19 protein-coding genes, 1 tRNA gene and 1 pseudogene are annotated in these 21,386 nt (G+C 54.9%); 11 read left to right on the forward strand and 10 right to left on the reverse strand.

Annotation, left to right across the window (positions count from 1 at the left end):
* Window positions 1–29 precede the first annotated feature (29 nt).
* From AC5RE1_RS08745 to AC5RE1_RS08760, 4 genes are all read right to left on the reverse strand, one after another.
* The gene (locus AC5RE1_RS08745; RefSeq protein ID WP_179370559.1) at window positions 30–785 is read right to left on the reverse strand and encodes an amino acid ABC transporter ATP-binding protein; all 756 of its coding nucleotides are present in this window, start codon (window positions 783–785) and stop codon (window positions 30–32) included.
* A gap of 14 nt (window positions 786–799) precedes the next feature.
* The gene (locus tag AC5RE1_RS08750) at window positions 800–1,702 is read right to left on the reverse strand and encodes an amino acid ABC transporter permease (RefSeq protein WP_006680959.1); all 903 of its coding nucleotides are present in this window, start codon (window positions 1,700–1,702) and stop codon (window positions 800–802) included.
* A gap of 64 nt (window positions 1,703–1,766) precedes the next feature.
* Complete coding sequence (locus AC5RE1_RS08755) at window positions 1,767–2,696, reverse strand: ABC transporter substrate-binding protein (RefSeq protein WP_179370398.1); 930 nt, start codon at window positions 2,694–2,696, stop codon at window positions 1,767–1,769.
* 95 nt (window positions 2,697–2,791) lie between these two features.
* Entirely contained in the window at window positions 2,792–3,484 is a 693-nt protein-coding gene (locus tag AC5RE1_RS08760) for a DUF4191 domain-containing protein (RefSeq protein WP_006680961.1), read from the reverse strand.
* A 112-nt stretch (window positions 3,485–3,596) separates the two neighbouring features.
* Between AC5RE1_RS08760 and AC5RE1_RS08765 the strand changes: the two genes are divergently transcribed.
* Window positions 3,597–4,988, forward strand: coding sequence for a protein kinase domain-containing protein (locus AC5RE1_RS08765; RefSeq protein WP_493938692.1), 1,392 nt, complete (start codon window positions 3,597–3,599; stop codon window positions 4,986–4,988).
* A 98-nt stretch (window positions 4,989–5,086) separates the two neighbouring features.
* On the opposite strand, the gene sucB is transcribed toward AC5RE1_RS08765, so the two are convergent.
* Together sucB and AC5RE1_RS08775 are read right to left on the reverse strand one after the other, a co-directional pair.
* On the reverse strand, window positions 5,087–6,862 hold the full coding sequence (gene sucB, locus AC5RE1_RS08770; protein WP_179370396.1) for a 2-oxoglutarate dehydrogenase, E2 component, dihydrolipoamide succinyltransferase: 1,776 nt from the start codon (window positions 6,860–6,862) through the stop codon (window positions 5,087–5,089).
* A gap of 181 nt (window positions 6,863–7,043) precedes the next feature.
* Window positions 7,044–7,442, reverse strand: a pseudogene (locus AC5RE1_RS08775) (FAD-dependent oxidoreductase); the annotation flags it as partial.
* Window positions 7,443–7,617: 175 nt separating this feature from the next.
* On the opposite strand from AC5RE1_RS08775, the gene AC5RE1_RS08780 reads away from it, so the two are divergent.
* Entirely contained in the window at window positions 7,618–8,118 is a 501-nt protein-coding gene (locus tag AC5RE1_RS08780) for a hypothetical protein (protein WP_179370395.1), read from the forward strand.
* Between the two features lie 92 nt (window positions 8,119–8,210).
* Here the strand turns inward: AC5RE1_RS08780 and AC5RE1_RS08785 are convergent, their stop codons facing one another.
* The gene (locus tag AC5RE1_RS08785; RefSeq protein ID WP_179370394.1) at window positions 8,211–8,672 is read right to left on the reverse strand and encodes a tRNA (cytidine(34)-2'-O)-methyltransferase; all 462 of its coding nucleotides are present in this window, start codon (window positions 8,670–8,672) and stop codon (window positions 8,211–8,213) included.
* A 216-nt stretch (window positions 8,673–8,888) separates the two neighbouring features.
* Between AC5RE1_RS08785 and AC5RE1_RS08790 the strand changes: the two genes are divergently transcribed.
* Together AC5RE1_RS08790 and AC5RE1_RS08795 are read left to right on the forward strand one after the other, a co-directional pair.
* Window positions 8,889–9,605 (forward strand): DNA polymerase Y family protein, encoded by a 717-nt coding sequence (locus AC5RE1_RS08790; protein ID WP_179370393.1) that lies wholly within the window; start codon window positions 8,889–8,891, stop codon window positions 9,603–9,605.
* 601 nt (window positions 9,606–10,206) lie between these two features.
* Window positions 10,207–13,395, forward strand: coding sequence for a DEAD/DEAH box helicase (locus AC5RE1_RS08795; protein ID WP_493938696.1), 3,189 nt, complete (start codon window positions 10,207–10,209; stop codon window positions 13,393–13,395).
* Between the two features lie 58 nt (window positions 13,396–13,453).
* Here the strand turns inward: AC5RE1_RS08795 and AC5RE1_RS08800 are convergent, their stop codons facing one another.
* Window positions 13,454–14,113, reverse strand: a complete 660-nt coding sequence (locus tag AC5RE1_RS08800; RefSeq protein WP_493938698.1) for an HAD family hydrolase — start codon at window positions 14,111–14,113, stop codon at window positions 13,454–13,456.
* 208 nt (window positions 14,114–14,321) lie between these two features.
* Here AC5RE1_RS08800 and AC5RE1_RS08805 point away from each other — a divergent pair, with 208 nt between their 5' ends.
* From AC5RE1_RS08805 to AC5RE1_RS08830, 6 genes are all read left to right on the forward strand, one after another.
* Window positions 14,322–14,801 (forward strand): MarR family winged helix-turn-helix transcriptional regulator, encoded by a 480-nt coding sequence (locus AC5RE1_RS08805; RefSeq protein WP_006680971.1) that lies wholly within the window; start codon window positions 14,322–14,324, stop codon window positions 14,799–14,801.
* Between the two features lie 176 nt (window positions 14,802–14,977).
* Window positions 14,978–15,063 (forward strand) — tRNA-Leu (locus AC5RE1_RS08810).
* Window positions 15,064–15,177: 114 nt separating this feature from the next.
* A complete protein-coding gene (locus tag AC5RE1_RS08815; RefSeq protein ID WP_006680972.1) occupies window positions 15,178–15,861 on the forward strand; it encodes a DsbA family oxidoreductase in 684 nt (227 codons plus the stop codon).
* Window positions 15,858–16,898, forward strand: a complete 1,041-nt coding sequence (locus tag AC5RE1_RS08820) for a GNAT family N-acetyltransferase (protein ID WP_179370390.1) — start codon at window positions 15,858–15,860, stop codon at window positions 16,896–16,898. Before AC5RE1_RS08815 ends, AC5RE1_RS08820 begins: the two co-directional genes overlap by 4 nt.
* A gap of 74 nt (window positions 16,899–16,972) precedes the next feature.
* A complete protein-coding gene (locus tag AC5RE1_RS08825) occupies window positions 16,973–18,070 on the forward strand; it encodes an FAD-dependent oxidoreductase (RefSeq protein ID WP_179370389.1) in 1,098 nt (365 codons plus the stop codon).
* 31 nt (window positions 18,071–18,101) lie between these two features.
* On the forward strand, window positions 18,102–18,401 hold the full coding sequence (locus AC5RE1_RS08830) for a hypothetical protein (RefSeq protein ID WP_006680975.1): 300 nt from the start codon (window positions 18,102–18,104) through the stop codon (window positions 18,399–18,401).
* Between the two features lie 145 nt (window positions 18,402–18,546).
* Here AC5RE1_RS08830 and AC5RE1_RS08835 read toward each other — a convergent pair whose 3' ends face one another.
* On the reverse strand, window positions 18,547–19,485 hold the full coding sequence (locus AC5RE1_RS08835; RefSeq protein ID WP_006680976.1) for an aldo/keto reductase: 939 nt from the start codon (window positions 19,483–19,485) through the stop codon (window positions 18,547–18,549).
* An 87-nt stretch (window positions 19,486–19,572) separates the two neighbouring features.
* On the opposite strand from AC5RE1_RS08835, the gene AC5RE1_RS08840 reads away from it, so the two are divergent.
* Window positions 19,573–20,427: an undecaprenyl-diphosphate phosphatase gene (locus AC5RE1_RS08840; protein WP_006680977.1), complete on the forward strand. Its 855-nt coding sequence runs from the start codon at window positions 19,573–19,575 to the stop codon at window positions 20,425–20,427.
* Window positions 20,428–20,460: 33 nt separating this feature from the next.
* Here the strand turns inward: AC5RE1_RS08840 and AC5RE1_RS08845 are convergent, their stop codons facing one another.
* The gene (locus tag AC5RE1_RS08845; RefSeq protein WP_179370388.1) at window positions 20,461–21,339 is read right to left on the reverse strand and encodes a PD-(D/E)XK nuclease family protein; all 879 of its coding nucleotides are present in this window, start codon (window positions 21,337–21,339) and stop codon (window positions 20,461–20,463) included.
* Between the last annotated feature and the right edge of the window lie 47 nt (window positions 21,340–21,386).

Here is a 21,386-nt window from a genome sequence, read left to right on the forward strand (position 1 = left end):
TGTGTGAAGCAGGAGCCTCGTACACCGCGTCAGAGCACCTTCGAGAAGAATTCCTTTGTTCGCTGTTCTTGCGGATTGTCGATCACGTCAGCGGGGCTACCAGCCTCGACGATAACTCCCTCATCCATGAAGACAACCATGTCAGCGACCTCACGTGCGAAACCAATTTCGTGCGTAACTACAGCCATCGTCATGCCCGACTGTGCAAGATCCTTCATGACCTGCAGAACTTCGCCCACCAGTTCGGGGTCAAGCGCCGATGTTGGTTCGTCGAAAAGCATGATCTCCGGATCCATCGCCAGAGCGCGAGCAATCGCCACACGCTGCTGTTGACCACCGGAAAGCTCCGAGGGATAGTGATCCGCACGATCCGACAATCCGACGCGTTCAAGCAGTTCAAGCGCACGCTGTTTCGCCGTTGCCTTATCCACCTTCGCAACATGGATCGGTGCTTCCATGACGTTTTCCAACGCAGTCTTATGCGGGAACAGGTTGAAACGCTGGAATACCATGCCAATGCGCGAACGCTGGGCGGCGATGACCTTGTCAGCCAGCTCGTGCAACTGGCCAGCATCGTCCCTGCGGTATCCGAGAAGCTCGCCATCAACGCTCACTTCACCAGCACTAATCTCTTCGAGCTGATTCAGGCAACGGAGCAACGTCGACTTCCCTGAACCCGACGGACCCAGAATTACGCACACCTCGCCGGACGCGATCTCAAGATCAATGCCCTTGAGCACGTGAAGGTCACCAAAGAACTTGTGGACGCCTTTGACGCTCACCATAGGAGTTGAAGATTTCACGGTGTCACATCCAAGAATTGAGTCGAGGTTGAAGCGGTCGCGTTATCGCGACGATCAAAGCCCTTACCGAAGTAACGTTCAATGTGTGCCTGGATCCACATCAAAATGCTCGTGATGAACAGGTACCAAAGAGCAGCCGCAATCAACAGCGGAACCGGCTGGAACAGGGACTGGCCCTTTGTCGATGCAACGAACGTCAGTTCCAACGTGAACGGAATCGCCGAAACAAGCGATGTCGTCTTCAACATGGAAATCGTTTCGTTGCCGATCGGCGGGACAATCACGCGCATCGCCTGGGGCAAAATAATGCGACGGAAAATCATCGAACGAGGCATACCAAGAGCGGTGGCAGCCTCCCACTGACCCTTATCAACAGACAGTAAGCCGGCGCGAATAATCTCAGCAAGGTAAGCGCCTTCGTTGAGTCCCAGACCGATGAACGCCATCCAGAACGGTGTGAAGTACGTTGCCGTGTCGAAGGAAACGAACGGTGGAGCAAACGGAATGCCAAGCTCAATCTGCGGGTACAGCGTGGGTAGCAGTGACCAGAAGATCAACTGCGTGTAGATCGGGGTACCTCTAAAGAACCAAATATAGGCTGTGGCAACCCAGCGCAGAACCGGGTTAATCGACTGGCGCATAATCGCAAACGTGATGGCGAGGATCGTGCCAATTGTCATCGCGATGACAGTCAGAATCAACGTGTATACAACGCCTGAAACGATCGTCTTCGAGAAAAGCCATTTGCCAACGACATCCCACTGGTAGTTGTCATTGGTAATGAAACCCGTGGCGAGGAGCAGCGCAAAGATCGCAACGATCACTGCGCTGATCCACCGTCCGGGTCGCGGTACCGGTTTTGCATCAATGAGGGTGATGCCGTCTTTAACGTGTGCCATATGTTTACCTTGCTCAGTATGGGGCTCGCGCCATATGGTGCGAGCCCCATACGTTGAGTTCAAATCAGAGGCCGGGGTTCAGTTCGGCCGTGGTGAGACCGGCATCCTCGGCGCCGTAGGCTGCGAGAATCTTGGTCAGGTAGCCGTTATCCATTAGGTACTGCATGGCCTTTTGGATTGCGTTGGCCAGTTCAGTGTCGTTCTTGGCGACAGCAATACCCTGAGGCTCGGCCTCGATGATGTCACCAACCTGCTCGAGCTTGCCACCGGAGAGTTCAACCGTGTAGCCGATTACGGTGGAGTCAGCCAGAGTGGCGTCGTACTGGCCGCCGATGACCTTGGTTGCAATGTCGGTCTGAAGGTCGAGGGGCATAATCTTGATTGCTTCGTTGCCACCAGCAACGCATTCTTCGGACAGATGCTCAGCGTATTCCTGCTGGTAAGTGCCGTTCTGAACGCCGATTGTGGTGCCGCAAGCGTTGGCGGGATCGAAGTTCTTCGGGTTGCCTTGAGCGACAGCGTATGCGGAACCGACCTCGACGTAGGAGATCATGTTGGTCTGAGCAAGACGCTCTTCGGTGATGGTGAAGGAAGAAGCGCCGATATCAAACTTGGAACCGAGACCCGGGATGATGGTCGGAAACTCTGCGTGAGTCGTGGTGCCTTCTTCAAGACCCATCACCTTTGCCAGAGCCTTGACGATATCAATGTCGTAGCCAACGGGGGTCTGACCGTCTTCAGCGCGGAACTCGGCGGGGGCGTAGTCAGCGGATGTGCCGTTACGTAGGATATTTCGTTCCTTGACTGCGACGGGGACCAGAGCGGCGATTTCATCGACGGTTTCGATCGACGAGGTGTCGAATGATTCAATCGCGGTGGCCGATACTGCCCCCTCAGCGGACTGAGAAGTCGAAGAGGTTGACGGGTCGGAGCATGCGGCGAGTGCCATCGATGCGGTAGCAGTCAGGAGGAGTGCTGCAGGAAGCTTGCGCATGGGAGTACCTTTCGGAGATTTTCTCTCTACGCATATAAGTATGCACCCCTATGCATATTATGCATAGGGGTGTCTCGGTATTTGAGTCGAAACTCTCAGCGGCCGCGCATCGCCCTGCGGTTCGGGCGAGCCTTCATCGGATCAATTCCCTTGGGAATCGGCAGAGCATTGGACTGCAACGCATTCAAACGATTCGAAACGGCAGGAACCTCTTCCTTCGTCAGAATCTTCTTGAAACCACGCAACTTGCCCTGCAGCTTCGCAAGTTCCAGCTGGCCTTCATCGTGGCCAGTCTGGATAACGTGAACAGGAACGTTCTTCACAACGCGTTGAACCTTCTTACGCTCAGCTGAAAGAAGTGGCTGAACGTGGCTGGAAGGACCTTCGGAAATAAGAACAACACCGGCGCGACCGATAATTCGCCAGATAACATCCTGCTCGCGCGTGACGTTAATCGGCTGTTCGGGAATGATCCAACCGGACTTGATCTGCGACAAAACAGCGTAGACAGAGCCGACAGTGCCATCGATCTGATCGTATAGAGCACGACGCACCAAGAACGACAGCAGTGACATCGCGATCGTGCTACCTACCAAAACGCCCAGAATTGCCCAGACAATGTAGTTCGCGTGCATCAGGGCGGCGATCGCCAGTGCAAGACAGATCGTTAGGATCCATGCTCCGGCAAGTGCCCATCCGATCCACGGATAGGAGCGCTTTGTAATACGGTATGCGTCCGCGAGGTTGTGGTACCAGCGACGCTTCTTGGGGGCAGTGTTCTCACTCATAGCGAACCTATTCTACCTGTAATGGCGATATTCCAATGCATGGGATCGCAGTTATCCACAAGCTTAGGCAAGGCCGGTCGCTTTCAAGAAATCTGGACCGCACAATGCGGCTATGACTATGCATTCAGATCGCCTTGGAACGATTGCATTTATGACCTCCAACGGTCCGCTGTGGGAGGTCACTCGTGACAATGAAGCACTGTTGATCAGCGTATATAGCTCTGATATCGCGCGTGATCAGATGCAGCGTTGGATTGCATGGCGTGGCCTCGTGCACCCGAATGTGGCAGAGCTGGTGGAAATATCGTCCCAGCCGGATGGTCGCGTGAGTCTTTCTCAGCGTCGGTACGCCGGGCGAACCTTGCAGGCGCTACTCGATAGCGGTCAGCAACTGAACGACAACCAGCGCCGACGTATCGTCGCCGATGTGCGTGCTGGCGTTTGTGCGCTACATGATAGGGGAATTATCCATACCGATATTGCGCCATCAAACATTGTTGTCAGCAGTGATTTTCACGCGACGCTGATTGATATTGCCATTCCCGCGCAGGCCGGTGAAGGAACCCCCGGTTTTTCTCTGTCTGCAACAAAGGACCAGCGCAGTGACGATGCCGGAGTTGAAGCCATCGCATGCGCATTGAATATTGATCCACTCGGACTTAACCCCACGCGCGTCGAGCAACGCCCGCTACAACAGACAGTTGACTCACGCTGTGATAATCCGTCTCAGATGAACGATGTAGTCACGTGGCGAAAGGAACACCTTCTCGATAAACATCCACGGGGATTGCCAGCGACTCAGGGGCGGCGACGCGGTGCGCTGGCGGGGATCATCATCGTTCTCCTTAGCGTCATCTATGGAATGACGAGGCCGCCCACACTATCAAACGCGTCCTTCTCAACGGGCGGAATTAAGGCGCAGTCGGTGCCCTCGAGTGGGGGTATTGAACGATCTCGACATCCAGATGCCACGCAATCTGCGCCACTGAGTGAAAATAGGCAATCGGGAGAGACTCAAGAAGAAACTAAGCCGGCAGATCCGATGAAGGGAATGGACCTGGGACAAGGAATCCAACCATTTGGTCGCAATCAGGTTGCTTCGATCGACGACTTCGCAATCGATGGCTGCGCCGACGTCAGCCAGGCGAACGACATCGTCTCCACTTTTATGCATGCGCGAGATCAAGCAGTGATGGATCGTAATATCGCTGACCTGGACAATTTTATGGAAGGGGATGCTCTTCGAGCCGAAGCTGAAAAGATTGCAACCCTTCGCCGCTTTGATGCGTTCGTTAAACATCTGGAATCCGAATCGCACGTGGTCAACCAACCATACTGTTCGGACACGGAGCTCACAATCGAAGCAACGGTGACACAAAGTGAATACCAACGCTGCGAAGGGGCAAAGTGTGTGACTCTTCCTGCTAGTAGCTCGCAAGACGTAGTGATGACTTTTATGCGTCTGACGGGACGAGTTTCACGAACCGCTCAGCAAGACCCTTAGGCGGATCTGGTAAACCCCCAGTTCCCACCGGTTTCCCGGCACGAACTGGGGGTGCCTGAACGTCAGATCGGCAGATTACTTTGCCAGATTGGTTCTACTCAGAGAGCAAGGTCAGCGTCGAAGTTTGCTTCTTCAAGGCGCTTCTTGACCTCCATGAGGTAACGAGCCGCGTCGCCACCGTCAACCAGGCGGTGATCGTACGACAGCGACAAGTACACCATCGAGCGGATCGCAACGGACTCGGAACCGTCGGCTGCCTTGACAACCATCGGACGCTTCACGATCGTGCCAACACCCATGATTGCGGTCTCGGGCGAGTTCAGAACCGGAGTATCGAACAGTGCGCCACCGGAACCGGTGTTCGTGATCGTGAAGGTGGAACCGGTGAGTTCTTCCGGACCAACCTTGGCGTCGCGGGTACGAGCGGCAAGATCGTTGATCGAAGCTGCGATACCCGGGATGTCCTTGGTGCCCGCATCCTTGATCACCGGAACCAGCAGGCCACGCGGGGTATCAACTGCAATACCGATGTGCTCATGGTCGAAGTAGGTGACCTTGTTGTCATCAATGGTTGCGTTGATCTTCGGGTGGAACTGAAGAGCCTCGGTTGCGGCCTTCACGAAGAAGGGCAGGAAGGTCAGCTTGGTGTTGTGCTTGGCGATGAAGGCATCCTTCGAGCGTGCACGCAGAGCTGCAACCTTGGTGACGTCAACCTCGACCACGGTCGTCAGCTGAGCAGAGTTCTGCAGGGACTCCATCATGCGACGAGCGATCGTGAGACGCAGACGCGACATCTTCTCGGTCGTGCCACGTAGTGGTGACGGTTCACGCTTCTGTGCAACCGGAGCTGAAGCAGTCGGAGCCGAAGCTACGGGTGCCGGGGCAACAGGAGCCTTGGCAGCTTCGCGGGCTGCAACAGCATTCTCGATGTCTTCGCGACGGATACGGCCACCAACGCCGGTGCCGGTGATCGTTGCAAGATCAATGTTGGCCTCGCGAGCAAGCTTGCGAACGATCGGGGTTACGTAGCCGGTGTTTGCCACTGCTGCCGGAGTCTGCGATGCGACCGGGGTTCCGGTCGGGGCGGCGGTTTCAACAGCATTGCTCAGTTGATCGAGGGTTGCCGGGACCGGAGTCGGGGCTGCAGGAGCAACAGGCATTGCCGGGGCAACCGGAGCCGGAGTGGCTGCTGCCGGGGCTGCAGGAGCAACAGGCGCTGCCGGGGCAACCGGAGCCGGAGTGGCTGCTGCCGGAGCTACAGGAGCTGCAGGAGCTGCGCCCGGAGCCTCAGACGAAATGACGGCGACAACGGTGCCAACTGAAACGGTCTGGTCTTCCTCGACGCGGATTTCAGCGAGGAAACCGGCTGCGGGGGATGGAACTTCGGAGTCGACCTTGTCGGTGGAAACCTCGAGCAGAGGCTCGTCAGCTTCAACGGCGTCGCCAACGGACTTCAGCCACGTGGTGACGGTACCTTCGGTCACGGACTCGCCTAGGGCGGGCATGAGGACCTCGGTGCCGGAAGCGGGAGCAGAAGCGATGGGTGATGCAGGCGCAGGAGCTACAGGCGCTTCGGCAACGGGTGCTGGCGCTGTGGGAGCTTCGGCTACAGGTGCTGGAGCGGAAGTGGCCTCGGATGCGTCACCGATCATTGCGATCGTAGTGCCGACCTCGACGGTTTCGTCCTCGGGGACGAGGATCTCGAGCAGCACACCCGCCACGGGGGATGGAACTTCGGAGTCGACCTTGTCGGTCGAGACCTCGACGATGGGTTCGTCAGCTGCGATCGTGTCACCGACGTTCTTCAGCCAGGTGGTGACGGTGCCTTCAGTGACGGATTCGCCTAGGGCGGGCATTGTTACTGCGGTTGCCATGGATGTTCTCCTTGAAAGACGGGTGTGCTAGTTGTGGGCGTGCAGGGGTTTACCGGCGAGAGCCATTTCCGTGGAAACCGACGATCGGTCCATCTTCAACGCTCACGAGCTTGATGAAGCCTTGGGTATTCAGGATATTAGACTTTCTGTTGCCCGCAAGGTTGTATTCGACGGTTCTGTAGCGGGCGGTGATGTCGCGTCCGTCAACGGTGAGGGTGTTGGCACCAGTCAGGCGACCCCAGCCCTTGACGACCTTGACGTTGTGCGAGGACAACAGCCCCTGAAGGCCCTTGTCAAGCTTGGTGATGACTGAATCGCGGTAGGTACCGGCTATCGCCATGTCGATGCCTTCGAAGGTGGAACGAATGGCGAATGTTTCGGATTCGCAGGCAGCGTCAGCGGTTTGAGCTGCGTGCAGAGAAGCCTTCGTGGGGATGTAACCGCGGTGGAGGCAGGTGCCACCAACCTTGTCTCCATCGATCAAGGCAGCTTTCATTCCCAGTTGGGAAGCACGTAAAGCGGTGGCGTATCCACCGGATCCGGCGCCCAGTACGACGATGTCGTATTCTGGTTCGCTCACGTCTGAGACTCCTTACGTCGTGTTTTCTGCTAACAGTATTGTGAACCATCTAGGCCTATTGTCCCACTTGCGGGCAATGATGTCCGCGCGCAGACGGATGAGATGAGGTGGAACCGGCCACACCGAACATTCGTGCGAAGTGAGGATGATGGTGGGCGCAACGTATGATCAACCTATGAATGAATCCCCGCAGCTTTTGGAGGGCGCCGACGTTTCCGGCAATGGCAAGAGTGTGAAAGATAGGCGCCCGCGAGCGCTTGGCCTTGGTCGTCTTGTTATGGCTATGTTCTGGGCGCTTGGGGCTTGGGTGTTCGTGACAGCGATCGTTGATCTGTTCCATCATCAGAACGCCCTCCCGTGGGGTCCTCAAATTGTCGCGTTGATTGCGGGAATCGTGTATTTCGTTGGTGCGGCGGGCTTGACGCACAATGGCAGGAGAATGCGCATTATTGCCGGCTACAGCATCGGTATTAGCATTGCGGCGCCGATCATTATCGGTATTGCAGGCTTTGATGTGCCCGATCTGATTGTGGCTCGTTCGGCGTGGAGCCGGTGGGGTGCGGACTTTTACTATCTGCCACTCATTATTTCCATGATTGGTGTGGGGTGGATGTGGAGGTCGAATCCGCGCCGGATTGTGGAGTTAGCTGAGCGCCTTGAGCGGCCTCGTTCGTAAAAATGGCGGTGGTGAAAATTTCGGCCTCGCCCCAATGTGCGGGGGACGAGGCCGATTGTGCTGTGTGAAGCGGAATATAGTGTGGGGTCGGTTTAGATTCCACCTGGGAAACCGAGTTGGCGCCATGCTTCGTACAGAACAATCGATGCTGAATTGGCGAGGTTGAGAGAGCGGAGTCCCGGTTGCATGTGAATGCGGACGCGATCTTCGACGCGGGGGTGATTCATTGCTTCTTCGGAAAGGCCGACGGATTCTCGGCCGAAGAGGAGTCCATCGCCGTCCTGATAGGAAACGTCGGCGTACATTGTTGAGGCTCGTCCTGTGAATGCCCAGATGCGTCCGGGAACTTCCGCAAGTGCATCATCAAGGTTTGGGTGTACTTTCACGTGCGCGAGATCGTGGTAATCCAAGCCTGCGCGCTTGAGTTTTGTGTCGGACATATCGAATCCCAGCGGTTCGATCAGGTGGAGCATTGATCCGGTGCATGCGGAGAGGCGGATTGCTGCGCCTGAATTTCCGGGAATTTCGGGTTCGAAGAAGAGGATGTGAAGCACTCGTTTATTTTGCCACCATTGTTGGTGCGACGGGTAACCGGAAGAACATGGACTTTTTGCAATCTGATTTGTACATGGTCGCACCTACGGTATAGAACAGATGTTCTAAATAGGGGGGTGATTTCGAGCAAAGCGCAGGACTTTTTTTATCTACGAACATTGGGTCGGTATTTCGCGACCGTGGAATCTCGCTATCAAAGAATCAAGGAGGGCCTCATGAGGTTCATTGCTCTATGGATTCCTGACTGGCCTGTGAACTCGTTGGTCATTGATCTTCCTCCGGGTGCTCCAGGAGCAGTGGGGCACCGCGGAAAAATTGATGTCGTTTCTTTTAGTGCGCGTAAACACGGTGTACGCCACGGCATGCGTATTGAAACGGCACGGTATCTGTGCCCAGAGCTCATCATCGTGCCTCGGGATCAAGAGCGTGAAGGTAGAAGTTTTGACGCTGTTATCGAAGCCTTCAAGTCAGTTGTAGCCACAGTGATGTGTATGCGTCCGGGCTTAAGTTGGGCGTGGGCTACTCCCGCTACGCGTTGGCACGGAAGCGAAGAAGCAGCCGCAACTGCCATCGTTGATGCTGTTGCGCAACAGGTTGGTGTCGAAGCCTTCGTCGGGGTCGCGCAGGGAGTATTTGCTGCAACATATGCGGCGCGAACCCAAAGAATCGTGACCGATCAAGAAATGCCCTCATTTCTTGCCTCAATTCCCATTCGTTACATTCTGGAATTTCTTGACGGTAAAGAGAAAGAGTGGGCAACTCAAGACATTGAATTGCTTGCCACTTTGGGGGTGCGCACCTGTGGGCAGCTCAAAGATTTAGGTAAGGACCACATATATGCCCGTTTTGGAAGCAATGCTGATATCTACTGGAAGCTCAGCGAAGGGCACGATGTTTTCGTCCCGACCATGGAATCTGCGTATCCGGACTGAAACGCCATTGTTGAATGCGAAACCTCTGATAACAACGTCAATACTCTTCTTTTCCGCTTCGGCGAGCTATCGGGCAACTAGCGCAAGAACTTTACGCTAATGGGGTGGTGGTAGTATTCGCCGTCAAGGTGGTTGGGATTCACGCGAACGCGTTGCTTTTATTCCCTGGAATACTCCCAGCTTTTTAACACCTGAGGCAGGGGAGTGGGACAGGAAAATCGATGTGAGCCCTCAGACCCTACTATCCGTTCGGCTCCCGGTGCATCTGAACGACTCTTCTTCCTCACCTATACATGTCACTCAACGCGGGAAACTGAGTGAAGAACCAGCTTGGATATCTGTTCCGAAAAACAAGCGAGAGGCTCAGTCGTGCATGGATGATCGTGGCATTGTTGACCCATCAGCTCCGCAAAGCATTCGTATCTCGCACGGTTCTTGGATAATCCGTGGCAACCGGTGGGATGATTCATCGCCCGCGCGAGCATACCTTCGCGTCATCACCGATCAGGGAAGCGATCTCCTTCTGATTTATACAGACAAACACTGGTGGATAGAAGGGGCCTTCTCAGCAGAATCTGACGGTGAAAGATAGACTGACAGAATGCGCATTTCATCCGAAGAACTCCGTCGCGTCGCTGAGTTCGACGAAGCAATCATCCGCAATCAAGTCGGCTATGCTGCCTGGGCGCGCGCGAGTGCACTGTGTGAAGGAAACAAAGTCACCGACGTTGAGATCGGTGATGACGGAGTTTTTAGTGGACGTGTGGCTTCAAAGGGGCTTCGTCTTAAAACCTGGGTCGGACTCAACGGAGGGCAACCTGTTCTGACCTGCGCGTGTATTGAAGGAAAAAACTGTCAGCATTCGGTTGCTCTGTTCCTCGAATTACGACGCCAAAGCAACGAACTCACAACGGAAGACGAACCAGAGTGGAAAACGCGTCTCCGCTCCTTCACGCATACTGGGGATTCAAGCGGAGAGCCAATCGCACTATTGATTGATACTAGCGACCCAGAGCGCCCGTATTGGATGCACCCACTACGCCCCGGCAATCGCATTCAATGGACAAAGAAGCGAGCAACGTGGCCGGATCTGGTGTCGACGCAGTGGGCTTCAGTTTCAGATGGATTATCGCGTTCTCAGCTCGGGTTAATCAGAGAAGGCTATCGTCTTGCAAAAGTGGATGATGGTCGCGCAGCACGAAATGAAATTAGTCTTCAGATGCTCGGAATGGATGCTGCACCGTGGCTACTCAGACTGATCAACCAAGGAATCGAACTCTATTCCAGCCTTGATCCACTGACGCCCATACATTTCGATCGATCATCGTGGGATTTGGGCTGCGACCTCAGCCTGCAGGGGGATGAACTACTCCTGCAGATGATGGCCTTTGATGGGGATAAACGTATCCTCAAACCCCGAATTGATACCGCGACCCGCCTGCTCATCTTGGACGGTGGCACGCGGGTAGCCCGTGTGGGTGGGCAAGAACTCATGACCCTATTCGAACAGGGGCCGATCAGTGTGCCCGCCGACCAGATCGCCGAACTGACCAGCGCATATATCCCGCATCTCAAACGTCGTTTCGAAGTCTCTTCAATTGACTCGTCAGTCGATCTTGGCGAAGAAGCAACAGTGCGCATTATTGGACAATGTGACCTTGTCGAAGGAAAAGAATTCACCCTCACCTGGTGGGCGGAATACGACTATTCAGGTTCCCCCTCGCGAGTCCGACTTCAGCAGGTCATGGATTTAGAAGCCGTTCGACCGATCGTCGCTTCCCTGAAAACTCTTGCGCGACAGCACGTGCCCGCTTCTTTGTGGGACGGAGAATTCAAAAACCTCCGACTTCCCGCGTGGACTATCCCGCAATTTCGAAAAGATGTGATCGATCAGCTGAATGACTCGCGTCTTGCATGGGAGATCAGCGACGCAGTACTGACGTTCATGATTGATGAAATCCCGCTCCATTCATCGATCCGCGTCACGCCAAGCGAAGCGCACAATGACTGGTTCGACCTTGACGTCAGACTCGACGTCGGCGGATATCCGGTTCCATTCAGTGATGTTCTCGAGGCAATCGCCCACTCGGAACACTATCTCTACGTTGACGGACGCTGGGTCAGTATCGACAAAGAAACAATTGAATCCATCACAGCACTTCTCGAAGAAGCACGAACACTTTCTTTTGATGATGAGCCACGCCTCGTACCCGCACATCTTGGCCTCTGGGAAGAACTCGACTGCCTTACGGATACGACTGTCGATTCCCAGCAGTGGGAAGCCCGTCTTGAACACCTGCGTCACGCCGGCGCAGATATTCCACTCCGGAACCCCGTGGGTGCCACCTTGCGCCCGTATCAAGTTGACGGAGCGCACTGGCTGATCGCTCGAGCCTGTAGCCAAACAGGTGGCATCTTGGCAGACGATATGGGGCTCGGTAAAACCCTTCAGCTTTTAACTGCTCTTGCCTCCCTCAAAGATGCGTCAGTATGCGAAGAAAACGAAGAATCTGACGTCGCATCATCTTTCAAACGCGATCTGCCCACGCTTGTCGTCGCGCCAACATCGGTTTTAAGTACCTGGGAAAAAGAAGCTCAACGATTCTTCCCAGATCTCAACGTGCGCACGATCAATACAACGGGGAAGAGGCGCGAAAGGAGCCTCGCCAGCGAAATCGAAGGCGCAGACATCGTTATCACCTCATACACAATCGTGCGCATCGACGACGAAGAATGGAAACAGATTCCTTTTAACGGCCTTATTCTCGATGAAGCACAAAATGTGAAGAATCCGCGGACCGCCATTCACCGTGTGCTGCGAGGAATAGAAAGAAACTGGACTTTTGCGGTCAGCGGAACCCCGGTAGAAAACTCTCTTGGTGACCTCTGGTCGATCATGGCCCTCGCAATGCCCGGACTACTTCCCAAATGGTCCCTTTTTAACGACAAAATTCGTCGCCCCATCGAAAACGATCACGACGTCACGGCATTGAACCGTCTTCACTCTCTTCTTAGTCCCAACATGATGCGTAGAACCAAAGAAGAAGTTGCCACTGACCTGCCCGACAAGATCGAATCCGTTATCCCCATTGACCTCGGCACGGAGCACCGACGTATCTACGATCAACACCTCATGGCAGAGCGCGCAAAAATACTCTCGCTGACCGACGATCCGAGTGCAAAAATCGATATCCTCGCGGCGCTGACACGTTTGCGCCAACTCGCATTGGATCCCGGTCTTGTCGACGCAACATGCGGACACATCGGCTCGGCAAAAATCGAGTACCTCGCCACTCAACTTGAACAAATCATCCCAAGCGGACACCAAGCTCTGGTCTTCAGCCAATTCACAACGTTCCTTACGCGCATTCGTGACTACTTAGAACGACGTGGAATCGCCACAGTCCAACTCGATGGATCCACAACCCGCCGAGACGAAGTCATCGAACGCTTCAGATCCGGAGAAGTCCCCGTATTCCTCATCTCTTTGAAAGCGGGAGGCACCGGTCTGACGCTCACGGAAGCAGACTACGTGTACATGATGGACCCCTGGTGGAATCCTGCAGCTGAAGCACAAGCCGTCGACCGCGCTCACAGAATCGGCCAAACAAAGAAAGTCAACGTGTACAGACTGGTCGGCGCTGACACCATCGAAAACAAAGTCGTCGCGCTCCAAGAACGCAAACGCGAACTCGTATCAACAGTCGTCGAAAGCGTAGGAAATGGTGAGGGTGGCGAGCTCTTATCCAGGCTCGATATGTCCGACCTGGTGGACCTTCTCGATAACTAGCATCCGCACCTCGTACGCTTGCGAGACTTCCGCTAGCTGTACAGATGAGCTGAAAGGCTCAGAGCGTGAACCCCAGCAGGTGTGCAAGCTCTTCGGGGGTATGTGCGATAGCAACACATTCGTCAAGGTCGCCGTCTTTCGCGTACCCCCAGCTCACGCCCATGACGTCAATACCAGCTTGCTGGCCTCCTTCAACATCCCAGCAGGAATCACCGATCAGAACGGGGCGGGAGATATCCATTCCCTTGGCGCTCAGGCGCGAAAGTGCACCGGCGATAACTGTTGCTTTCGAAGAAGCGGGATCCGGAGTTGCGCCGGCGATGACGTCGAAAGCGTCAAGAATTCCCAGATGTTCCATTTGTGCCAGAGCAAGGGGCTCTTGCTTCGACGTAGCCGTTGCCACGGGAATCCCAGCGTTGTGGGCGCCACGCACTACTTCATCCATCCGAGGAAAAAGTGGGGGTTCAAGGAAAATTGTGCGGTACAGCGCCCGGTATTCGTCGACGAGTTCTTTTGTGATCTCGCCTTCAAAGCCAAGGTCAGCAAATGACCACCAGAGCGGGGGGCCAACGTACTTGCGCATTGCATCCGCTGGCAGGGGTGTGACGCCGCGCTGAGAAAGAACCGTGTTGAAGCAGTGGATCACTGCGGGGGCAGAATCAACAAGAGTGCCATCAACATCGAAAAGTACGCACGTGAATTGTGTTTCTGCGCTCAACCAACTACTCCTTCATCGCTTGTGTCTTAATGGTGGCACGAGGCCGCGCACATTGAGAAACTCTCGGCATTTCGTGGCGCGGAGCAAACACGCATAACGGTATGCGAGCAACTGTCTCACCATTCAGTCAAAAATATGAGATAGACCAGGGTTTATCAGTGCTTTTCCAACTTCATAGAATATTCTTCAACACGTGAAAGAAAACGAAATGAATAGTCCCGCGCTTCTGGATACTGATTCAGCTCACTTGCGTCAGCGTGCTTGGCGACTTTATTTCGAAGCGAATGGGCGTCTTCATGGCCTGTTGGAATCCAGCTTGAAGAAGAATTTCGGCCTGTCGGTGCCCGATTACAACATCCTGCTTGCCCTGTTCGAAGCGCCTGGTCAATGTCTAAAAATGGGTGAATTGTCCGGCCAGGTTGTCTATTCTCCGTCGCGCCTGACCTATTTGGTCACTCATTTAGAACGTGACGGTTGGGTAAAGAAAGTGATGTCGAAGGAGGATAGGCGAAGCTATCAAGCGTGTCTGACTTCACAGGGTGCGCGGATCGTGAAGGAAGCAACTCGTCTTCACCAAGAGACGCTTCGCGAATTCTTGCTTGCGGATATGACCGATGCGGAAATATCCCAGATTGTGAGGGTTTTTTCCGCGTTGGATGAGCGACTGCGTTCACGGAACAAGAATTAACTCTGCTGGGGGACCTTCCTCGTCGCCACTTCCTGTGGACACTGACTATCGGCGCTATTCCAACAAAAATGCTGATGGTCCCCAGGAATTTCTCCTTTCGATTTGGCAGTACGGCTACCAACCGTGTTAGAGTTTTCCACGTTCGACTTGAGGTAATCAAGAAGAGCAAGTCACCTGCGCGGGTGGCGGAATAGGCAGACGCGCTAGCTTGAGGTGCTAGTCCTCGTATTAGAGGGTGGGGGTTCAAGTCCCCCTCCGCGCACAGATGGAAGCCCGGAGCTTGAATAAGTTCCGGGCTTTCGTTTTATCTCGGATTTTTCTTACAACCGTGAAGAAAATCCGGATCAATGCAACGAAGCGATGAAAGAGCGTGCGAATGCATATTGATCTTTGGTTCGATGTGACCTGCCCATGGTCGTACTTGGGTATTCGACACTGGCGACAGGCGCTGTCCTCTTTCGATCATCGTGACGAGGTGGAAATTACGCTCCACGCTTTCTTCCTCGACCCCGAATTGGATAGCGCCCGTGAAGAACCTCGTCGCGTCTATCTGATGAACGAAGGCGAACTCACGTACGAGGAAGCAGTGGCGCTGGACGAGCGACTTGAAAAGCTTGGACGTGCAGAAGGCGTCGTTTTTGACTTCGAGAAACTGATCGTTGCTCCATCCTCATTTGCACACCGCGTGATCAATGCCGCCCGCATCGAAGACTACGATCGTGACACTCTCTATGGTCCCGACTCAATGCAGTTGAAGCTTGCCGAAGCTTTGGGACGCGCCCACTTTGAGATGGCCCTCGATATTTCAAACAGCGACGTTGTGATCGGCTGCGCGCAGGACCTCGGGTTGGACGCTCAGTTCGTCCTCGATGCGCTGACTGATCCGCACACTGCATCCGATGTCTTCTCTGATTTCCAGATCGGTGTACAGATGGGCATCGACCGTGTACCCACCGCCCTGATCGATCGTCAGTTCGTTGTTCAAGATCATCAGACCGTTCCTGCACTTGGCAATATTCTTGCTACAGCATGGGCAAACACGGGGAAGGAAGAAGCATGAGTAAAACACTGCCGCAGACTCTTCAAGGACCGCGCGTCACCTTGGTTCCGATGAACCTTGATTTCGTCGACGCAATTACCGAGGTGCTCCAAGACGCACGCATAAGTGAAACGACGACCGTTCCCCACCCGTATACGAGGGATATGGCGGTTGAGCATCTTTCGCGCTCTGAAGAGTCTTGGAAGAACGGTAACGCTGACTGGGCGATTCTTTCTGCCAAGAATCAAAGGTTCCTTGGTCGCCTGGAGTTTTGGCGTGGGCAGCGTGATCCCAAGTCGGCTGAGGTTGGCTACTTCATCCGCACTGATGCCTGGGGTGAAGGGTTTATGACCGAAGCGCTCGGTCTTGCCGTTGATTTTGCCTTTGATCAGATGGATGTCACCCGCATCGACTGGTACTGCCACGTCGAAAACTGGGGTTCTTGGAAGCCAGCGTGGCGCAACGGTTTTAAGCGCGAGGGGATCCGCAGGCGAGCTGAAGGCCCGGCCCTCTGGCAGGCAAGCCTTCTGATCACGGACACTCGCGAACCGAAGACCCCATGGGATGGCCCCGGTGCCGGACAGGGACCTGCCCTTGATCCTTCACGCCCAGGAAAGCTTGTTGAGCAGTTCCACCGAACCTACTCCATGCCCGTGCGCCTTGGCACCGGTTCCCTGCCAACCATCGACTACGAACGTCTCAACATGCGCATGTCACTGATCCGCGAAGAATTCGCTGAACTGATGGGCGCCGTGTACGGACCTGCTGCACGGAGCCTCGTTGAAGAAGCAACTGAAAAGGCCGTTGACGGTGACGACCACACGCGAGATCTCATCGAAACTGCCGATGCTCTGGCAGACCTCGTCTATGTCATCTACGGAATGGCAATCGAATCGGGTATCGATTTGGACGCGGTTTTAGCTGAAGTTCAGGCATCGAATCTGTCGAAGCTGATGCCCGACGGTTCGGTAAAACTGCGTGAAGACGGCAAAGTCCTCAAGGGACCGAACTTCTTTGTCCCCAACATTGCCCGAGCACTCGGTATCGATCAGGGCTGACGCGCCCGATAGTCTCGCGCGCAAACCCGTATCACGTGCAAGAATTAGACCAGCTCGACGTGAAGGAGAATGAAGTGGCTCGTGTTGTTGTTGTAGGTGGCGGTTACGGTGGCGTGACTGTTGCAAAAGGACTCGATCCTATTGCTGACGTGACGCTCGTTGAACAAAAAGACCAGTTTGTCCACCACGCAGCTGCACTGCGCGCAGCCGTAGACGACGTGTGGCAGGAAGCAATCTTCATGCCCTATTCGAACTTGCTGACACGAGGTGAATTCATTCACGGCACTGTTTCTCAGATTGTCGGTAACACCGTCCATATTTTCGGTCGCGAACCCATCGAAGCGGACTACGTTGTTCTTGCAACCGGCGCAACATATCCCTTCCCAGCAAAGTACTCGTCAGCGAAGTCCGTTGTTGCAAAGGCTCGTTTGAACCAACTGCACGAAAACCTTGCTGGCGCGCGCTCCGTCATGCTAGTCGGTGGTGGCACCGTCGGTATCGAATTCGCCGGCGAACTCGCACACGCTTACCCCGACCTTGATATCACGATCGTCGAGAAGGCCGATCAGATCCTTTCTGCCCCCGGCTACTCCGAAGACCTGCGTCAAGAAATTTCCACGCAACTCGCTGAGCTCGGCATTCGCGTGATCACCGGTTCTGAACTTGCTTTCTTGCCTCCGCACAACGTTGGCGAACTCGGTCACTTCCATGTGTCGACCTGCAAAGGTGAAGAAATTGAAGGCGATATCTGGTTCCAGTGCTACGGCTCTCGTGCGAACAGCGGCTACCTCGCAGGTACCGATTACGAGCCTATGTTGCGCCCGAACGGCACAATCCGTGTTGGTAAGACCCTGCAGGTTGAGGGCCATGCCCACACCTACGCCGTTGGCGATCTGACGGACGTCCCCGAGTCAAAGCGTGCTGATGCTGCTCGCCAGCAAGCCCGCGTTGTCATCGCGAATATTTCGTCTCAAATCGCTGGCGAGACGCCCGAAGCAATCTACGAGCCTACGAAGGAATGGGTGATCCTCCCGCTGGGGCCGGATATGGGTGCATCGCAGCTGGTTGACTCTGAAGGTGTGTCCCGCATTGTCGGTGCTGATCAGACAACAGAAATCAAGGGCGCTGACCTGATGGTTTCTGTTATCCGCTCGCAACTTAATCTTCCGTGAGTCCAGTTCGCATAAGGTCTAGGATCTTCTCATGACTCATGATCCTCGCGTAGCGCTTGACGCACTGATTGCAGCCTTTGAAGCTCATTATGTTGCCTGTTCGCAGGCAACCGATGATGATCCTTCGACGCTTGAAGAAGCAGAGAACACTTTGCGAGATGCGTTCTTCACCTACGACGACGAACTGTTCAGACAGTTCGGTGTCGAGCTTCCCTTCGATCTTCTCGACGATAATTACGACGAAGATGATGATGAGGAAGAGGACGATGATGAATCCTACGATGAGGATTCGGACGATTTGGATGATGATTTCATCGACGTCGACGACTGAGCGATTCTAAGAATTCTTTTGTGGCGCGATATCAGACGCTTGTTTGATATCGCGCGACACTGTCTGCTGAACGTCGCGCTTGAAAGCCCAAACTTGAGGGCTGGGATCCCAAACTTGAGGGCTGGGATCTAAGAAATATGCGTTCTTACGAGTACGCGACTTCGTTGAGCACTTGGCGAATCGGGGCAGGCAGAGGCTCGGTCGAGTCAAGGATGTGGTCAAGCTGTCGTACATTTCGCGGACCGCAGATTGCTGAGGCAATGCCAGGCATATCCCGTACCCATGCAAGAGCAACGTCACCTGGATTGCGATCAAGCCCTTGCGCGGCGCGAACAACTGCTTCAACACGTCCCGCGTATTCGTCGGTCAGGAAAGGAGCGACAGTGGGCAACATATGTTCGGTAGCCCCGCGCGAATCTGGGGGAGTGGAATGGCGGTATTTTCCAGTTAATACCCCACCTGCAAGTGGAGACCGAGCAAATACACCCAATCCTTCGTCGGCCAGATGTGAACGCAAGCTATGGGTAGCCGGAGCAGTTAACAGGCTGACGGGGAGCTGTGCTACCGCTGGCTGAACAAGCCCGTGTTCACCAAGGCGGGTAAGGGCGCAGGCTGTTGTCCACGTATCCCAGCCAGAAAGACCAACATAGTGAGCTCGCCCTGAACGGGACGCTGCTTCAAGCACACCCAGCGTTTCTTCGAGTGGGACACTGGGGTCGGGCTCCGCCATCCACACGTCCACATAGTCGGTATCTAAACGAGCAAGAGCATCGTCTAGGCTGCGCAACATATCACCACGCCCAGCCGAGGAAACCCAACGACCTGAGTGGTCGCGACGGGTGGCACCCCTCCAAGCAATCGTCAGGCGGTGGCGTCCGACTCGGTTCATCGCTGCTCCAAGAACGTCGGTGGCCATTCCTTCGCCGTTCATCGGCGAACATTCAACAAGCGTTCCACCCGCATCGACAAAGTGAGAAAGCATGTCCCATGCTTCTTCACCATCGGTGTCGCGTCCCCACGTGAGTGTGCCCAAGCCAAGTGACGAAACCCTCAGACCACTGCGACCGCACTGACGAATTTCCATAGCCTCTAGCCTAGCCGTGTCAGGTTGCACAGGTTTCGTGGCACACCGTTTCGTCAATACCTGCCAATAGCCCGTAGAGTTTCGACTATGACTTGGTTCGATGCGATTTTTCTTGGCCTCGTGCAGGGACTTACTGAGTTCCTGCCGATTTCGTCTTCGGCTCACCTCAGGATTCTTGGGGAATTGGTCGGCAATGCTGACCCGGGCGCGGCTTTTACTGCCATCACCCAGATCGGTACTGAAACCGCAGTCCTCATCGTGTTCTGGAAAGACATTGTCCGGATCTTGTCTTCGTGGTGGAAGTCGCTTCCTATTCGTCCGCGTGAAAAGCGTCTGAGCTCAAGCAATCCCGACGTCCGCATGGGCTGGATGATCATCGTTGGCTCGCTCCCGATCGGGATCCTTGGTCTTCTATTGGAAGACTGGATTGACGTTTCCTTCCGTAACCTGTGGATTACAGTCGTCATGCTTGCCCTTTTCGGCGTTCTTCTGGGTATTGCTGACCGCTATGCTCCTCAGAAACTCACCCTTGACCATATGTCCTGGCGTGACGCGCTCCTCTATGGCCTTGCCCAAGCAATGGCCTTGATCCCCGGCGTCAGCCGCTCGGGTGGAACGATCACGATGGGACGCGCATTAGGGTACACTCGCGAGGCGGCAGCCCGCTATTCCTTCCTTCTTGCCATGCCAGCAGTTTTCGCATCCGGCCTGTACAAGGTGTACAAGGTCTTCTCCGGCGGAGATCACGTTGATGTTGCCCCAACCATCGTCGCCACACTGATCGCGTTCGTTGTGGCATGGGCAGTCATCATCTGGTTCCTCAAGCTGGTTTCAACGAAGTCATACAAGCCGTTCGTGTGGTACCGAATTGGCTTGGCTATTGTTGTTGCAATTCTGCTGGTGACCGGAGTACTCAGCGCAGCGTCAACTGCGGTGATGTAGCTGATCGCCCCAGTTCTTTCGCCCAGTAGGGGTCTACGCGGGTTCCTGCATTGAAGCAGGGACCCGCGTTTGCAGCAGGCGCTTAATGCCGTCTGCTGGCGCATCGGGAAGCACCCCGTCAAAGAGAGGACAGTGGGCGCGCACACCGCACCAGTTGCATAGGGGATTTTTTCGAGGAGCGAATTCCCCACGCTTCGCATCACGCTCAATCCGATCCCAAATACCTGACACTTCGTCTTCGAAGCGTTCAATGTCATCGACCGTCGGATCAAATGTCAGGGTCTGACCCGCTTTGATGTAGACCAACTGGGTGCGCAACGGCATCCGATCGGTGAGTTTCAACAGCAGGGCGTAGAAGCGCATCTGGAACAGGGCCTCGTCTGGGAAACGGGGCGAAGGCGCCTTACCCGTTTTATAGTCGACCACACGCAATTCCCCAGAAGGGTTACGGTCAATGCGATCGATGATGCCACGCAGACGCACGCCGTCGTGAGTGTAAGCGTCCACGCGCTTCTCGCGCGCAGCTGGTTCTAGGCGCTGCGGATTTTCGAGCGTGAAATAACCGCGCACAAGATCACGGCTCTTGTCGATCCATTGATCGAGCGCGGCCTCGTCGTCGAACATCGCAACAACATCATCTGAAGACTCTCTTGTTGCAACCCACTCTTGGTCGAAGAGTCCCATTGCCGTCTCTTCATTTCGGTCCGCTTGAGCTACATCGAAAAGCTTCTCCAATACCGAATGGACCAGCGTGCCGGCAACGGTTGCAGGCGTGGGAGGTTCTTTGATGCGATCGACCACATGCAGGCGGTACTGCAACGGGCATTTCAAGTATTCCTTGGCTCGCGAAGGTGAGAGAGCGGGGTCGAAAGAACCTGAAATACGTGGGTTCGACTCGGTAGTGGCAGTCATAGGACAACGGTAACGTGAAACGCGTTCACCAGCAGATCTCACAGTGG

The sequence above is a fragment of the Actinotignum sp. usb-actsch-rep-73 genome (assembly GCF_059082735.1).

What these genes read in the sequence shown, in the direction of transcription:
- AC5RE1_RS08745 (WP_179370559.1), bottom strand. Translation starts at nt 785, where the DNA reads ATGGTGAGCGTCAAAGGCGTCCACAAGTTCTTTGGTGACCTTCACGTG.
- AC5RE1_RS08750 (WP_006680959.1), bottom strand. Translation starts at nt 1,702, where the DNA reads ATGGCACACGTTAAAGACGGCATCACCCTCATTGATGCAAAACCGGTA.
- AC5RE1_RS08755 (WP_179370398.1), bottom strand. Translation starts at nt 2,696, where the DNA reads ATGCGCAAGCTTCCTGCAGCACTCCTCCTGACTGCTACCGCATCGATG.
- AC5RE1_RS08760 (WP_006680961.1), bottom strand. Translation starts at nt 3,484, where the DNA reads ATGAGTGAGAACACTGCCCCCAAGAAGCGTCGCTGGTACCACAACCTC.
- AC5RE1_RS08765 (WP_493938692.1), top strand. Translation starts at nt 3,597, where the DNA reads ATGACTATGCATTCAGATCGCCTTGGAACGATTGCATTTATGACCTCC.
- sucB (WP_179370396.1), bottom strand. Translation starts at nt 6,862, where the DNA reads ATGGCAACCGCAGTAACAATGCCCGCCCTAGGCGAATCCGTCACTGAA.
- AC5RE1_RS08780 (WP_179370395.1), top strand. Translation starts at nt 7,618, where the DNA reads ATGAATGAATCCCCGCAGCTTTTGGAGGGCGCCGACGTTTCCGGCAAT.
- AC5RE1_RS08790 (WP_179370393.1), top strand. Translation starts at nt 8,889, where the DNA reads ATGAGGTTCATTGCTCTATGGATTCCTGACTGGCCTGTGAACTCGTTG.
- AC5RE1_RS08795 (WP_493938696.1), top strand. Translation starts at nt 10,207, where the DNA reads ATGCGCATTTCATCCGAAGAACTCCGTCGCGTCGCTGAGTTCGACGAA.
- AC5RE1_RS08805 (WP_006680971.1), top strand. Translation starts at nt 14,322, where the DNA reads ATGAATAGTCCCGCGCTTCTGGATACTGATTCAGCTCACTTGCGTCAG.
- AC5RE1_RS08815 (WP_006680972.1), top strand. Translation starts at nt 15,178, where the DNA reads ATGCATATTGATCTTTGGTTCGATGTGACCTGCCCATGGTCGTACTTG.
- AC5RE1_RS08820 (WP_179370390.1), top strand. Translation starts at nt 15,858, where the DNA reads ATGAGTAAAACACTGCCGCAGACTCTTCAAGGACCGCGCGTCACCTTG.
- AC5RE1_RS08830 (WP_006680975.1), top strand. Translation starts at nt 18,102, where the DNA reads ATGACTCATGATCCTCGCGTAGCGCTTGACGCACTGATTGCAGCCTTT.
- AC5RE1_RS08835 (WP_006680976.1), bottom strand. Translation starts at nt 19,485, where the DNA reads ATGGAAATTCGTCAGTGCGGTCGCAGTGGTCTGAGGGTTTCGTCACTT.
- AC5RE1_RS08840 (WP_006680977.1), top strand. Translation starts at nt 19,573, where the DNA reads ATGACTTGGTTCGATGCGATTTTTCTTGGCCTCGTGCAGGGACTTACT.
- AC5RE1_RS08845 (WP_179370388.1), bottom strand. Translation starts at nt 21,339, where the DNA reads ATGACTGCCACTACCGAGTCGAACCCACGTATTTCAGGTTCTTTCGAC.